This window comes from Paraconexibacter sp. (assembly GCF_041602235.1).
Taxonomy (GTDB): domain Bacteria; phylum Actinomycetota; class Thermoleophilia; order Solirubrobacterales; family Solirubrobacteraceae; genus Paraconexibacter.
Genome location: NZ_JBFIGP010000076.1, coordinates 1 through 14,246, shown reverse-complemented (window position 1 = coordinate 14,246; position 14,246 = coordinate 1). Strand labels below are relative to the sequence as shown.

Genomic DNA, 14,246 nt, shown 5'->3' with positions numbered 1-14,246 from the left:
GGGCTGGCGGCACGCGGGGTGCTGGTGCGCGCGGGAGCGGCGTTGGGCAAGGAGGGCGCGCTGCGCGTGACCTACGGCACGCCGGCCCAGAACGACCGCTTCCTGCACGAGCTCGGCGTCTTGATCGGCGACTGACCTCGTTCGCCCGATCCACGGAGTCCTTGCACCCTTGACCCTCATGCCCGTCCCGGTGCTCCAGACGACGTCGCGCCTTCCCGTGGTCGTGGACCCGACGCATCCGGCAGGTCGCCGCGACCTCGCGACGCCCATCTCGCCGGCCGCCGCCATGGGAGTGGGGGCGTGAACGCGATCACGACGGGTGCGGCGGTCGTCACCGGCGCCGGTCGGGGCCTGGGCCGGGAGATCGCGCGGCTGCTGCACGCCCGCGGCCTGACGGTGCACGTCACCGACATCGACGGTGAAGCCGCCGAGGCCGTTGCCGCCGAGTTGGGGGACCGGGCCTGGTCGTCCGCGCTCGACGTCAGCGACGCCGAGGCGTGCCGCACGGTGGCACGCCGGTCCGTCGAGCGGGCCGGCGCGCTGGCGGTCTGGTGCAACAACGCCGGCGTCCTGCACACCGGGGTCTCGTGGGAGCACGACGAGGCCGCGCGTCGCCTGATGCTCGACGTCAACGCCCACGGCACCATGAACGGCACGATCGCGGCGCTGGAGCACATGCGTCCGGCCGACCAGGGGCACGTCCTCAACATCGTCTCGCTGGCCGGCCTGGTGGCCGCCCCCGGCGAGGTGGTCTACGCGGCGTCCAAGCACGCGGCGATCGCGTTCAGCATCGGGACGCTGGCCGACCTGCGCAGGACGGGCTCCCGCGGCGTCCACATCTCCTGCGTGTGTCCGGACGGGATCTGGACGCCGATGCTGTTCGACGAGCTCGACAATCCGGAGACCGCCGCCTCCTTCCAGGGGGTGCTGCTGTCCCCCGAGTACGTGGCCAGTCGGGCGGTCACGCTGCTCGACAGGCCCCGCCCGGTCCTCACGATCCCGCGCCACCGCGGCCTCGTCGTGCGGCTGTTCGACGCGGCCCCCGCCCTGGCGGTCCGGCTCGTGCCCCACGTCATGGCCGACGCACGCCGGCGGCAGCGGCGGCTCGCCAAGCGCCGCGCCCGCGGCGAGGACGTCCGGCCGCGCCGGTGAGCGCTGCCGTAGGGTTGGCCCCCGTGCGCGTTGCGATCCTCGGAGTCGGGCTGATCGGCGGATCCGTCGGCCTCGCGGCCCGGCAGCGCCTCGGCGCGTTCGTCACCGGCCACGACCCCGACCCCGAGGCGATGCGGGTCGGTCTGGATGTCGGGGCGCTCGACGCCGCGGGGACGCTCGCCGAGGCGGTCGCCGACGCCGACGTCGCGGTCGTCGGAGCCCCGGTGGGCCGGATCCCGGAGGTCGTCGAGGCCGTGCTGCGGCACGCGGGACCCGACACCATCGTGACCGACGTGGGCTCGGCGAAGGGCGCGATCGTCGCCGCCGTGGACGACCGCCGGTTCGTCGGCGGTCACCCGCTCGCGGGAGCGGAGACCGCCGGGGTGCGTCACGCCCGCGAGGACCTCTTCGCGGGAGCCCCGTGGTACCTCACGCCGCGCAGCGGCAGTTCGGGCGTGGTCTTCGAGCGGCTCACCCGCTTCCTCGCCGGCCTCGGCGCCCGGCCCCAGGCGATCGAGGCCGCCACCCACGACCGGCTCATGGCCTCGATCTCCCACGTGCCGCACGTCATCGCCAACGTCCTCGTCGCGCAGGCGGCGGTGGTCCTCGCCGACGACGGCACGCTGCCCGCCACGGGGCCCAGCTTCCGCGACGCCACCAGGGTCGCGGGGGCGAACACGACGATGTGGACCGACATCTACCTGGCCAACCGCGACGCGCTCGTGGACCGGCTCGACGACGTGGTGCACCGCCTGCAGACGGTCCGAGCGGACCTCGTGGCGGGGGACGCGGCCGCGATCGCCGGCTGGAACGACGCGGCACGGGCGGACCGCGAGGCGCTCCTGGCGGTCGGGCTCGCCGGCGGGACGGCGCCGTCGTGCGAGCTGCGGGTCGCCGTGCCGAACCGGCCGGGCGTCGTGGCGGACGTCGCGCTGGCGCTCGGGCACGCAGGCATCAACATCCACGACATGACCCTCTCGCCATCGGATGACGAGCGCACCGGGGAGGTCGCCCTCTGGGTGGACGCCGACGGGGCCTCACGGGCGGCCGAGCTCGTCGCCGGGCTCGGGCTGAGGGTCGAGGGAGCACCATGAGCAAGAGCGCAGCGACCACCGTACGGTTCGATCCCGCCGGGCGGCTCAAGGGCACGATCGTGCCGCCGCCCGACAAGTCGATCTCCCATCGCGCGGCGATGCTCGGGGCGATGGCCAGCGAGCCGGTCGTCATCCGCAACTACCTCGAGGCGGCCGACACCACGTCGACCCTGAACGCGATGGTCCGGTTGGGGGCGCTGGTCGAGCGCCGCCCCGACGAGGTCGTCATCCGGGGCACCGGCCTGCGGGAGGCGGGGGAGGTCGACGGCGTGATCGACGTCGGCAACGCGGGGACGCTCATGCGCCTGCTCCCCGGCTGGCTGGCCGGGCAGAAGGACCGCACCTACACGCTCGACGGCGACAGCTCGATCCGCAAGCGCCCGGTGGACCGCATCGCCGTCCCGCTGCGGGAGATGGGCGCGAGCATCGAGGCGACCGACGACCGCTACCCGCCGTTCTCGATCACGGGCGCCCGCCTGCGAGCGATCGACTACACGCTGCCCGTCGCGAGCGCGCAGGTGAAGTCGTGCGTCCTGTTCGCCGGGCTCGTCGCCGACGGCACCACGATCGTCCGCGAGCCGGTTCCCAGCCGCGATCACACCGAGCGGATGCTCGCGATCGCCGGGGTCTCCCTGCGGCGCGAGGGCAACGCGATCTCGCTGACCAACGCGGACGAGCTGGTGCTCGACGAGCTCACGGTCCCCGGGGATCCGTCGAGCGCGGCGTTCGCCATCGCGGCCGGGGTCCTGGTGCCGAAGTCCCGCCTGCTGGTGAAGGGCAGCGGCGCCAACTGGACGCGCACGGGCTTCGTGAAGATCGTGCAGCGGATGGGCGGGGTGGTCCTCGGCGAGCTGGAGGACCCGCAGGGCGACGGGCCGGTGTCGCCCGGAGAGCCGATCACGGACCTCGACGTCGCGCACGGCCCGCTCGTCGGCACGGTCGTCGAACCCCACGAGGTGCCGCTGGCCATCGACGAGCTGCCGCTGGTCGCGCTGCTGGGCTGCTTCGCGGAAGGCGAGACGGTCGTGCGCGGGGCCCAGGAGCTGCGGTTCAAGGAATCCGACCGGATCGCCCTGGTCGTCGAGGGCCTGCGCGGTCTCGGGGCCGAGATCGAGGCCACCGACGACGGCTTCGTGGTCACCGGCACCGGCGGGCTGCGCGGCGGCACGATCCACAGCCACGGCGACCACCGGCTGGCGATGCTCGGGGCCGTGGCGGGCCTGGCCTCCGACGAGGGCGTCGAGGTGGTCGGGATGGACGCGGCCGCCGTCTCCTATCCGACGTTCACCGAGGACTTCACCGCCCTCCTGCGGCGCTGATCGGCACCGCGCGGTGGTCGCGGGGCCGCGACTGCCACCATGTGCGCCTCATGCTCGTCGCCATCGACGGTCCCGCCGGGGCCGGAAAGAGCACCGTCGCGCGCGCCGTCGCCGACGCGCTCGGCTTCACCTATCTCGACACCGGGGCCATGTACCGGTGTGTCGGCCTGCGCGCGCAGGACCCGGGGTTCGATCCGCACGGCCTGGACATCGCCTTCGACGGCGACCGCGTCCTGCTGGACGGCGACGACGTCAGCGAGGCGATCCGGACCCCGCAGGCCGCCCAGGCGGCCTCGCGCGTGGCGACCGACCCGGCCGTGCGCGCGGCGCTGGTGGCCCGCCAGCGTGAGTTGATCGCCGACGGGGCCTGGGTCGCGGAGGGCCGGGACATCGGCACCGTCGTCGCCCCGGACGCCGAGGTGAAGGTCTGGCTGACGGCCGATCCGGCCGAGCGGGCCCGGCGGCGCGGCATCCCGGTCGACGACCTCGTCGAGCGCGACGAACGCGACGCGGGCCGCGAGCACGCGCCGATGGTCGCCGCCGACGACGCCGTCGAGGTGGACACCACCGGCCTGACCATCGACGAGGTGGTCGCGGCGATCGTGGCGCTCGTGCCGCAGCGGAACGAGGTGCAGGAATGAAGGTCGCGGTCGTCGGCTACCCCAACGTGGGCAAGTCCTCTCTGGTCAACCGCCTCACGGGCACCCGGGAGGCGGTCGTCCACGAGCGCCCCGGCATCACCCGGGACCGCAAGGAGCTCCCGTGCGAGTGGAACGGCCGGCGCTTCACGCTGATCGACACGGGCGGCATGGACGCGCTGGACGAGGACCCGATGGGGGTCTCGATCCGCGAGCAGGCCCGCGCGGCGATGGCCGAGGCCGCGGTCACCGTGTTCGTCGTCGACGGCCGTGCGGGCATCCGGCCCGGGGACGAGGAGCTCGCCGACCTGCTGCGGCGCTACGACAAGCCCGTGATCCTCGTCGCCAACAAGATCGACCAGGCGGGCGACATCCCCAGCGCGGCGGAGTTCTACGCCCTGGGGCTCGGCGATCCCATGCCGGTCAGCGCCGCGCAGGGCCTGGGCACCGGCGACCTGCTCGACGCGGTCACCGAGCGGCTGCCCGACGATGACGAGGAGCCCGAGGAGGACGTCATCCGGCTCGCGTTGATCGGGCGCCCGAACGTGGGCAAGTCCACGCTCCTGAACCGGTTCCTGGGCGAGGAGCGGGTGATCGTGAGCGACGTCGCGGGCACGACGCGCGACGCGATCGACATGCCGCTGGAGGTCGACGGCCGCAAGCTGATCGTCGTGGACACCGCGGGCATGCGCCGCCAGGCGAAGGTGCAGGAGTCCGTGGAGTACTTCACGACCTTGCGTTCCCAGCGCGCGGTCGAGCGCGCCGACGTGGCGCTCGTCGTCTGCGACGCGCAGGACGGGGTCACCGCGCAGGACCTGCGGATCGCCGAGCTGGCCATGAAGGAGGGGTGCGCGACAGCCCTGGTCCTCAACAAGTGGGACGTGAACCCGCTGCAGGAGAGCGATCTGGACCACGAGCGCGCACGTGCCGCGCGGAAGCTGCGCCTGCGGCCGAAGGTCCTCACGGCGAGCGCGGAGACCGGTCGCCACGTCGCGCGGATCCTCACCGAGGCCATCGCGCTGGGTGACCGCATGAAGGGCCGCATCCCCACCTCGGAGCTCAACCGGTTCCTGTCGGACACCACCCAGGCCAAGCAGCCGCCGGCCAAGCAGGGCCACCGCCTGAAGCTGATCTACATGGCGCAGATCGGGGAGAGCCCGCCCCGGTTCGCGATCCAGGTCAACTCGCGCAACCGGGTGACGCGCGACTACGCGTACTTCGTCGAGAACCGCCTGCGGGCCCGCTACGGACTCGACGGCGTCCCCGTGATCATCGACTTCAACGAGCGTGCGCAGCGGCGCAGCGAACGCCGGTAGTGCGGCGGGTGCGCAGCAGAGCGGGCGTCGCGGCGATCGCGGGGCTCCTGACGGTCATCATCGGCGGGATCGTCCTGCTCGGCGGGGAGGACGCCTCGGCGCCGCCGGCCGACCTGGCGACGCGTCTGGTGCCGGCCGACACGCTCGTCTACCTGCACCTCTCCACGGACATGGAGCGCCCGGGCACGAAGGAGGCCGAGGCCATCGCCCGGCGCTTCCCCGGCTACGAGCGCGCGCGAGCCGACCTGGTGAAGCGGCTCACGGCGCCGTCGTGCGGCGTCCGTGCGAGCGACCTGCGGGGCGAGGAGGCGGCGCTCGCGCTGATCGACCCGGGCGGAGGGACGGCGGGATCACTCGTCCTCCTGGACACCGGGGAGGAGGCGAGCGGGCCGCAGGAGGACAAGCTCTGCGGCACGATCCAGACCGCGAGGATCGGCAGGTTCCTCGTCGTCGGTCAGCCCCAGACCCTCCAGATCGCCAAGAACCTCGCGCGCGGCAAGGGCAGGTCGCTGGCCCAGGCTCCCCGCTACCGCGCGGCGACCGCGTCGCTGCCGGACGACCGCGTCCTCGACGGATGGGTGTCGCAGGCCGGCGTCCGCCGGCTGCTCGCCCCGCAGGGCGGCGTCCTCGGGGCGGCGGGAACGCTGCTCGACCAGCCCCGGCTGGAGGGGGCAGCGGTGGCGCTCACCGCCGGCGAGAAGGTCGCGCGCCTGACGGTCCGCACCGCACTCGGGAAGGCCTCCGGGGGGACCACCGAGACCTTCCGCACGTTCACCCCGCGCCGGCAGGCCGACGCTCCGAAGGGCGCGCTGGCCTACCTCGGCGTGAGCGGCCTCACGACCGGGCTGCAGCGGGTGCTCGCGGTGACCGGGTCCGGGTCGGGCGGGCTCGCGGGCCTCGGTCCGCTGCTCGAGCGCGCGCGGACCCAGATCGGCAAGGAGGCGGGAGCAGGGGTCGTGAAGGAGCTGCTGGCCGTGTTCGGTGGCGAGACCGGCCTCTGGCTCACCCCGGGGTTGCCGGCGCCGACCCTGACGGTGACCGCCGGGACCGATGACGAGGATGCGGCGGCGAAGGCCCTGCGGGCACTCGAGCGCCCCGTGGCGCGGCTCCTGGCGCCCGACGGGGGCAGCGCGCCGTCCTGGTCGCGGAAGGACGGCATCGCTTCGCTGCGTCTGACGGCCGGGGTGGAGCTGCACTACGCGGTGGCCGACGGCCGGGTGGTCCTGGCCACGAAACGCCAGGGCGTGGAACAGGTCCTGCGCGACTCCGGGGGGCTCGTGGACTCCGAACCGTGGCGTGCGGTGCTCGAAAACCCCGGAAAGCCGACCACATCGCTAGTCTTCCTCGACCTCAGCCAGCTTCTGCGCCTCGCCGAGCAGACGGGCCTCAGAGACAACCGCTCCTATCTGGCCGTCCAGGACGACCTGAACACGGTGCGGTCGATCGGGGCGCGCTCGACCGGGAACGCCGACGAAACTACCGCGGAGATCCTCTTCTCGATCCCATGAGCACTGATAACGAGTACCTGTTCACGTCTGAGTCCGTCACGGAGGGGCACCCCGACAAGGTGGCGGACCAGATCTCCGATGGCGTCCTCGACGCCTGCCTCAAGGATGATCCGAACTCGCGTGTCGCATGCGAGACGCTCGTCAACACGGGCCTCGTGGTCGTCTCCGGTGAGATCACCACCGACACCTACGTCGACATCCAGGACGTCGCGCGCGAGACCATCCGCAAGATCGGCTACATCGACGCCGATCTCGGCTTCTCCGCCGACTCCTGCGCGGTCCTCAACGCGATCGACAAGCAGTCCGTCGACATCGCCCAGGGCGTCGACCAGGCCGACGAGGCCCGCACCGGCGGCTCGAGCGACGAGCTCGACATCGCGGGCGCCGGCGACCAGGGCATGATGTTCGGGTACGCCTCCAACGAGACGCCGAACCTGATGCCGCTGCCGATCACGCTGGCGCACCAGCTCGCCGAGCGCCTCGCCGCGGTCCGGCACGACAAGTCGCTGGACTACCTGCGTCCCGACGGCAAGACCCAGGTGTCGGTCCGCTACGTCGACGGCAAGCCGGTCGCCATCGAGAAGCTCCTGATCTCCACGCAGCACGCGGAGAGCGCCACGCGCGAGGGCATCACGAACGACCTGTGGGAGCACGTCGTGCTCCCCGTCCTGCCGAAGGACATGTACGACGCGGACGCGCTGCGCAAGGACTTCCTCGTGAACCCCACGGGGCGCTTCGTCATCGGTGGTCCCGTCGGCGACGCCGGCCTCACCGGTCGCAAGATCATCGTCGACACCTACGGCGGCATGGCCCGCCACGGCGGTGGCGCCTTCTCGGGCAAGGACCCGTCGAAGGTGGACCGCTCGGCCGCCTACGCCACGCGCTGGGTCGCGAAGAACATCGTGGCCGCGGGCCTGGCCGACCGCTGCGAGGTCCAGGTCGCGTACGCGATCGGCGTCGCGCACCCGGTCTCGGTCATGGTCGAGACGTTCGGCACCGAGAAGATCGGTCGTGGCACGATCGCCAAGCTCGTCGACGAGCACTTCGACCTGCGTCCCGGCAAGTTCCGCCAGGAGCTCGACCTGCACCGCCCGCGCTACCAGAAGACCGCCGCCTACGGCCACTTCGGCCGGGACGATCCGGACTTCACCTGGGAGTCGACCTCCAAGGCCGACGCCCTGCGCGACGCCGCCGGGCTGTAGGCGCCCAGCAGGCGCACGCATCGCTCGTCCCGGGGCGGTCCGCAAGGGCCGCCCCGCGTCGTTCGCCGGCGCCGCCGCGGCGCGTACCCTCGGAGTCCGATGTCAGGAGTCGTCCAGGTCGAACCGCTGACGACGGCCCGCGCGCTGCGCGGGCCGTTCGACTACGTGCGCCCGGACGGCGTGGGCGTCGGGGCGCTGCTCGAGGTCCCGTTCGGCCGCCAGACGCTCCGGGCCGTCGTGACCGGGGTGGCCGAGTCCAGCCCGCATCGTCTCGCGACGCCGCGGCGTGTGCTGCCGGAGTCCCTTCCTCCCGACCTGGTCGACCTCGCGATGTGGATGGCTCGGGAGTACTGCTCGACGCCGTCCCGCGCCCTCACGCTCCTGCTGCCCCCGGCCGGGACCCGCGCCAAGGCGCAGCTGTGGGCGGCGGCCACCGAGGCCGGGCGGTCGCCGGGAGCCGACGTGCGGCTCACGGACAACCAGCGGGCCCTGCTCGCGTCGCTGCCGCGGTTCGCCGGAGCGGACCTCGGGTCGCTGCGCCGCCTGGAGGCGCGGGGCCTGGTGTCGATCGCCCCGAGGGACCGGCGGCGGGCGCCCGCCCACGCGACGGTCGGCAGCCGGCGCGAGCCGCCGGTGTTGAACGCCGAGCAGGAGGCGGCGGTCCACGCGATCTCGACCGCGGCCCCCGGGGAGCGGCTGCTCCTGCACGGCGTCACCGGGTCGGGCAAGACGGAGGTCTACCTGCGGGCCGCCGAGCACACGCTCCGGGCGGGGGGCACCGTCATCGTCCTGGTCCCGGAGATCGGCCTCACCCCGCAGATGATCTCCCGCTTCGTCGACCGCTTCGGCGACACGGTCGCGGTGCTCCACTCGGGGCTCTCGGCCGGGGAGCGCTACGACGAGTGGCGCCGCCTGCGGGACGGTCACGCCCGCATCTGCGTCGGCCCGCGCTCGGCCGTGCTCGCGCCGCTGCGGGACGTCGGGCTCATCGTGGTGGACGAGGAGCACGATTCGTCCTACAAGCACGAGGGGGATCCCCGGTACGACGCGCGTCTGGTCGCCGAGCGTCGTGCGGACGCGGCCGGCGGCGTGCTCGTGGCGGGCAGCGCGACGCCGCGGCCCGAATCGGTCGCGCTGCTGCGGCGGATCCGGCTGGCGCGCCGTGCCGACGGCGCCCCGCTGCCGCCGGTCGAGATCGTCGACATGCGATCCACGCCCGCCGGGACCCTCCTGCACCGGCGGACCCACGACGCGCTCGTCGACGCGCGCAAGGCGATCGTGCTGCTCAACCGGCGTGGCTGGTCGAACTTCCTCACCTGCCGGTCCTGCGGGCACACCTGGGAGTGCCCGCAGTGCGACGTGACGCTCGTGCTGCACCGCGCCGCCGGGGCGATGGCGTGCCACCACTGCGGGCACCGCGAGCCGATACCGCGCGGGTGCCCCGAGTGCCGGTCGGTCTCGCTGGCGCGCCACGGCACCGGCACCGAGCGCCTCGAGCACGACCTCGGCCGGATCGCACCGGTGCTGCGCCTGGACGCCGGGGTCGCGAACCCGGGGGCGGTGCTGCAGGAGTTCGGGCGCGCACAGCGCGCGATCCTCGTGGGCACGCAGGTCGTCGCGAAGGGCCACGACTTCCCGGACGTCGACCTCGGGGTCGTCGTCGACGCCGACGGCACCCTGCGCTTCCCGGACTTCCGCGCGGAGGAGCGCACGTTCAGCCTGGTGACGCAGCTCGCCGGGAGGGCGGGCCGCGGGAGTCGCGGCGGACGGGTCCTGGTGCAGACGCTCGACCCCGACGCCCCGTCGATCGCCCACGCCGCCCGTCACGACAGCGACGGCTTCCTCGCCGGCGAGCTCGAGCGCCGCCGGGTCCTGCGGTACCCGCCGTTCGCGAGCCTCATCCGGGTCGTGTGCTCGGCGCCCGAGGCGCCGGTCGCACAGGCGGCGGCGATGGCGGTGCGGGACGCGCTGGCGGCGGCGGGCGGACCGGGGGAGGGGGCGATGGTCCTGGGTCCGGCGTCGCTCTTCCGGCTGCGTGGCCGGGAGCGCTACCAGCTCGTCGTCAAGGGGCCGGACCGCCCGGCGGCCATCACCGCCGTGGGAGCGGCCGTCGCCCAGGTCGCCGCCGAGCGCCGGCACCGGGGCGCGAACCTGTCGGTCGACGTCGACCCGCAGTAGGGCGCCCTCGCGCCGCGGGACTGCCCGCCGTCGAGCGCCGGTAGCCTGTGGAGCGATGTCCGACGTCACCGATCAGGACCTCGTCGAGGACGAGGAGCGCCCGGCCGCCGAGGTTCCGCAGCTCGATCCCGAGGCGCTCGCCCGCCGGCGCGAGGCCCTCAAGCTCGTGCGCCAGTTCGGTGATCCCGTGCTGAAGTCGAAGGCCCGCCCGATCCAGGACTTCGACGACGACCTGCGCCTCGAGGTGCAGCGGATGGGTGCCCTGATGGAGGACTCGATGGGGATCGGTCTCGCCGCCCCGCAGCTCGGCGTCCCCACCCGCCTGCTGGTGTACCGCCTCAGCTCGGAGGCGCCGCTCGCCGCGCTCGTCAACCCCGTGCTCGAGTGGTCCTCGAAGGACAGCGAGGTCTTCGAGGAGGGCTGCCTGAGCCTCCCTGCGGTCCACGTGGACGTCGAGCGACCGATCCACGTGCGCGTCCGTGCGCTCGACGAGTGGGGCGAGTCGCAGCTCATCGAGGCGTCGGGCCTCGAGGCCCGCGTGATCCAGCACGAGATGGATCATCTCGACGGGATCCTGATCCTCGACCGCACGTCGCGACAGGAGCGCAAGGAGGCGATGCGCGCCATGCGCGAGGCGCAGGAGAGCGGCGTGCGCGGGCCGGATCTCGGCTGAGTCACGGGCAGGATGCGCACCGTCTACCTCGGGACGTCGGACTTCGCGGCCGCCATCCTCGCCCGCCTGGCCGACACGCCGCACCGCCCGGCGCTGGTGGTCACCCGGCCCGACCGGCCCAAGGGGCGCGGCCGGAAGCTGCAGAGCCCGCCGGTCGCCGATCTGGCCCGGGTCCTCGGGCTCCCGCTCGATCAGCCGCAGGACGTCAACGGCGACGAGGCGCGTGAGCGGATCGCGCAGGCTCGTCCCGAGGCGATCGTGGTGTGCGCGTTCGGCGCGCTCATCAAGGAGCCGCTGCTGTCGGACCACGAGATGCTCAACGTGCATCCGTCGCTGCTGCCGCGCTGGCGCGGCGCGGCACCGGTCGAACGGGCGATCATGGCCGGGGACCGGGAGACCGGCGTGGCCATCATGCGGCTCACCGAGGGCCTCGACAGCGGCCCCGTGTGCCTGATGGAGCGCGAGACGATCCGCGACGACGACAGCTACGGCTCGCTGTCCCTGCGGCTGCAGGACATCGGGGCCTCCCTGCTCATCCGCGCCCTCGACGAGCGACCGCCGTTCGTGGAGCAGTCGCAAGAGGGCATCACCTACGCGGAGAAGCTCACGGCCGAGGACCGCACGCTGGACCCGGACGCCACGGCGATCGAGCAGGAGCGGGTCGTCCGGGCGCTCTCGCCGCACGTCGGGGCGCGGCTGGCGCTCGACGACGGATCGTTCCTCGGCGTCCGCGCCGCGAAGGCGCGCGAGGACGGGACGCTCGAGCTGATCGAGGTCCAGCCGCCGGGCGGCCGCCCGATGCCGTACGCGGACTACCTCCGCGGTCACGGGGGATAGCGGGGGTCAGGCGTCGTCGCGCAGCGTGCGCGCCGTGCGCGACCGGTGGACGTCCCGCTGGTCGGGGTTCGTCCGGAACGCCCGGTCGCCGACGGTCGAGGTGATCCCGTGCCAGTAGTGCTCGTTCTTGAAGTGGTGCAGCCGGTGCTGACGGTGGATGGCCCGGTAGTGGCGGGAGCGCGGCCGGTGGGCGGTGTGGATCAGGAAGTGCGTCCACTCGTACGCGAGCACGAGGACCGCGCCGGCCAGCCAGGCGCTGACCAGTGCGCCGGTCGGCGGGGTCGCGCCGAGGAGGGAGCTCAGGAGCGCGCCGGCGCCCACGACCGCCGGGAGGGCGCCGAACAGCAGCAGGCCGGCCTCGAAGCGGGCCAGCAGGACCATGTTCAGGTCGTGGGGGCGCTCGTGGTGCTGCCGGTGCGAGGCGGCGGTGGGCAACTCGACCGCGCGGCCGCGCACCCGGAGGGGCGGCAGGTGGAGCAGGTAGACGTGGATCGCCCATTCGCCGAACGGGTAGACGGCGCAGATCGCCGCGACCGCGACCGCGTCACGCCAGTCGGGGGACCCCAGCAGACCGCGCAGGACCGCGATGGTCACGATCCCGCCCACGAGCAGCTTGGGGGAAGGGCGCAGCCAGAACTGCCGTCGGGCCTCGCCGAGCGTCCGGACGTCCGCGCCCGCTCGCAGGCGCGGGGTCGCATCGGTCGCGGCATCGGGGACGGCGGAGGCCACGATGGGACGGTAGCGCGCCGTTCGCGCGGCCTGCGCCCGTTGTGCCACGACCACGATGCGCGCAGCAGGGTTTGGTCATGCACGCCGAGCGCTCGGCGCCGCGGCGCTCCTAGGCTCGAAGGGTGCATCTGATCGATACGTTCGACCGGGGCGTGCGCCAGTCGCCCGACGGCCCCTGCTTCATCACGGCCGACGACGCCCAGACCCTCAGCTACCGGGAGGTCGCGGCGCTCTCGCACCGCATCGCCGCGTCGCTGACCGACGCCGGCATCGGCCGCGGCCGGAAGATCGGGGTGCTGTCCCCGAACGACCCGATGGCCTTCGTCTGCATCCTGGGCGCGTTGCGGGCCGACGCGACGTGGGTCCCGCTGAACACCAGGGCGGTCGCCAAGGACCTCATCGCGCTCCTGGACCTGACCGAGTGCGAGCTGCTCTTCTACCACCCGTCGCTGCAGTCGCTGGTCGACGAGATCCGCGCCGCCCTACCGCAGATCCACACCGCCGTGAGCCTCGTCGAGGGCGGCGCAGCGGACGACGCGGTGCTCGCCGACTGGATGGCGGCGGAGGGTACGACCGTGCCCCGGCCCGAGCACGACAAGGAGCACATCGCGATCCTCTTCCCGACGGGCGGCACGACCGGGCGGTCGAAGGCGGTGCAGATCACGCACGGCATGGCGGAGCTCATGAACCTCGGGTTCGCGGCCCACATGCCCGAGCCCGAGTCCCCGCCGGTCATGGCGATGGCGGCCCCGATGACCCACGCGGCCGGCCCGATCTGCTTCCCGGTGTTCGCCCGCGGCGGCACCGTGATCGTGCACGACGGCGTCGACCCGCAGAAGCTCCTGTCCTCGATCCAGCATCATCGGGTCACACGGATCTTCCTGCCGCCGACGGCGATCTACGCGCTGCTGGCGCAGCCCAACGTCCGCGAGTTCGACTACTCCTCCCTGCGGCACTTCATCTACGCCGCCGCTCCGATGAGCGTCAGCAAGCTGCAGGAGGCGATGGACGTGTTCGGCCCGGTGATGACCCAGACCTTCGGGCAGGCCGAGGCGCCGATGATCCTGACCGTCATGTCGCCCCAGGACCACGCCCACGCGCTCGAGCACGCCCCGGAGCGCCTGGCCAGCGCCGGACAGCCGTCCCTGGTGGCCGACGTCGCGATCATGGACGACGACGGCAACCTGCTGCCGCCCGGCGAGGTCGGGGAGATCGTGGTCCGCAGCTCGATCACCATGCCCGGCTACTACAAGGACGAGGAGCAGACCGCAACCACCCGGCGGGCGGGGGGCTGGCACGGCACCTCCGACGTGGGGCGGATGGACGAGGGCGGGTTCGTCTACATCGTCGACCGGCTGCGCGACATGATCATCACCGGCGGCTTCAACGTCTGGCCGTCGGAGATCGAGCAGACGATCCACGCGATGGACGGGGTGGCGGACGTCGCCGTCATCGGGCTTCCCGACGAGCAGTGGGGCGAGGTGGTCACCGCGGTCGTGCAGATGAAGCCCGGGCACGACGAGCTCGACCCCGCGGAGGTCCGTGCCGTCTGCAAGGAGAAGCTGGGTCCCGTCAAGGCGCCCAAGCAGGTGATGTTCCG

General features: G+C 73.3%; 13 protein-coding genes. 12 read left to right on the top strand and 1 reads right to left on the bottom strand.

The annotated features are described in order from the left end of the window. The first annotated feature begins 169 nt into the window (after positions 1-169). The 11 genes from ABYE80_RS08490 to ABYE80_RS08440 all read left to right on the top strand — a co-directional run bounded on the left by ABYE80_RS08490 (position 170) and on the right by ABYE80_RS08440 (position 11,917). Positions 170-304, top strand: coding sequence for a hypothetical protein (locus ABYE80_RS08490; protein WP_372789839.1), 135 nt, complete (start codon positions 170-172; stop codon positions 302-304). Beyond that, positions 301-1,152: an SDR family NAD(P)-dependent oxidoreductase gene (locus tag ABYE80_RS08485; RefSeq protein ID WP_372789838.1), complete on the top strand. Its 852-nt coding sequence runs from the start codon at positions 301-303 to the stop codon at positions 1,150-1,152. The genes ABYE80_RS08490 and ABYE80_RS08485 overlap by 4 nt, the downstream gene beginning before the upstream one ends. Before the next feature lie 23 nt (positions 1,153-1,175). Further along, on the top strand, positions 1,176-2,246 hold the full coding sequence (locus ABYE80_RS08480) for a prephenate dehydrogenase/arogenate dehydrogenase family protein (RefSeq protein ID WP_372789837.1): 1,071 nt from the start codon (positions 1,176-1,178) through the stop codon (positions 2,244-2,246). Continuing rightward, a complete protein-coding gene (gene aroA / locus ABYE80_RS08475; protein ID WP_372789836.1) occupies positions 2,243-3,565 on the top strand; it encodes a 3-phosphoshikimate 1-carboxyvinyltransferase in 1,323 nt (440 codons plus the stop codon). Before ABYE80_RS08480 ends, aroA begins: the two co-directional genes overlap by 4 nt. Before the next feature lie 50 nt (positions 3,566-3,615). Next, positions 3,616-4,206: a (d)CMP kinase gene (cmk, locus tag ABYE80_RS08470; protein WP_372789835.1), complete on the top strand. Its 591-nt coding sequence runs from the start codon at positions 3,616-3,618 to the stop codon at positions 4,204-4,206. Beyond that, positions 4,203-5,519 carry a ribosome biogenesis GTPase Der gene (der, locus tag ABYE80_RS08465; protein ID WP_372789834.1) on the top strand — a complete coding sequence of 439 codons (1,317 nt, stop codon included), beginning with the start codon at positions 4,203-4,205 and terminating at the stop codon, positions 5,517-5,519. The genes cmk and der overlap by 4 nt, the downstream gene beginning before the upstream one ends. Positions 5,520-5,527: 8 nt before the next feature. Then, positions 5,528-7,027: a hypothetical protein gene (locus tag ABYE80_RS08460; protein WP_372789832.1), complete on the top strand. Its 1,500-nt coding sequence runs from the start codon at positions 5,528-5,530 to the stop codon at positions 7,025-7,027. Further along, entirely contained in the window at positions 7,024-8,229 is a 1,206-nt protein-coding gene (gene metK, locus ABYE80_RS08455) for a methionine adenosyltransferase (RefSeq protein WP_372789831.1), read from the top strand. The genes ABYE80_RS08460 and metK overlap by 4 nt, the downstream gene beginning before the upstream one ends. 99 nt (positions 8,230-8,328) lie before the next feature. Next, entirely contained in the window at positions 8,329-10,407 is a 2,079-nt protein-coding gene (priA, locus tag ABYE80_RS08450; protein WP_372789830.1) for a primosomal protein N', read from the top strand. A 55-nt stretch (positions 10,408-10,462) separates the two neighbouring features. Next, on the top strand, positions 10,463-11,080 hold the full coding sequence (gene def / locus ABYE80_RS08445) for a peptide deformylase (RefSeq protein ID WP_372789829.1): 618 nt from the start codon (positions 10,463-10,465) through the stop codon (positions 11,078-11,080). 12 nt (positions 11,081-11,092) lie between these two features. After that, on the top strand, positions 11,093-11,917 hold the full coding sequence (locus ABYE80_RS08440) for a methionyl-tRNA formyltransferase (protein WP_372789828.1): 825 nt from the start codon (positions 11,093-11,095) through the stop codon (positions 11,915-11,917). 6 nt (positions 11,918-11,923) lie between these two features. Here ABYE80_RS08440 and ABYE80_RS08435 read toward each other — a convergent pair whose 3' ends face one another. Further along, positions 11,924-12,646 (bottom strand): sterol desaturase family protein, encoded by a 723-nt coding sequence (locus ABYE80_RS08435; protein WP_372789827.1) that lies wholly within the window; start codon positions 12,644-12,646, stop codon positions 11,924-11,926. Positions 12,647-12,768: 122 nt separating this feature from the next. Between ABYE80_RS08435 and ABYE80_RS08430 the strand changes: the two genes are divergently transcribed. After that, positions 12,769-14,246, top strand: a 1,478-nt coding sequence (locus ABYE80_RS08430; protein ID WP_372789826.1) for an AMP-binding protein, incomplete at its 3' end; no start/stop codon positions are given.

Coding starts and splice junctions, on each gene's coding strand:
- def (WP_372789829.1), top strand. CDS start 10,463: ATGTCCGACGTCACCGATCAGGACCTCGTCGAGGACGAGGAGCGCCCG.
- metK (WP_372789831.1), top strand. CDS start 7,024: ATGAGCACTGATAACGAGTACCTGTTCACGTCTGAGTCCGTCACGGAG.
- priA (WP_372789830.1), top strand. CDS start 8,329: ATGTCAGGAGTCGTCCAGGTCGAACCGCTGACGACGGCCCGCGCGCTG.
- cmk (WP_372789835.1), top strand. CDS start 3,616: ATGCTCGTCGCCATCGACGGTCCCGCCGGGGCCGGAAAGAGCACCGTC.
- aroA (WP_372789836.1), top strand. CDS start 2,243: ATGAGCAAGAGCGCAGCGACCACCGTACGGTTCGATCCCGCCGGGCGG.
- ABYE80_RS08440 (WP_372789828.1), top strand. CDS start 11,093: ATGCGCACCGTCTACCTCGGGACGTCGGACTTCGCGGCCGCCATCCTC.
- der (WP_372789834.1), top strand. CDS start 4,203: ATGAAGGTCGCGGTCGTCGGCTACCCCAACGTGGGCAAGTCCTCTCTG.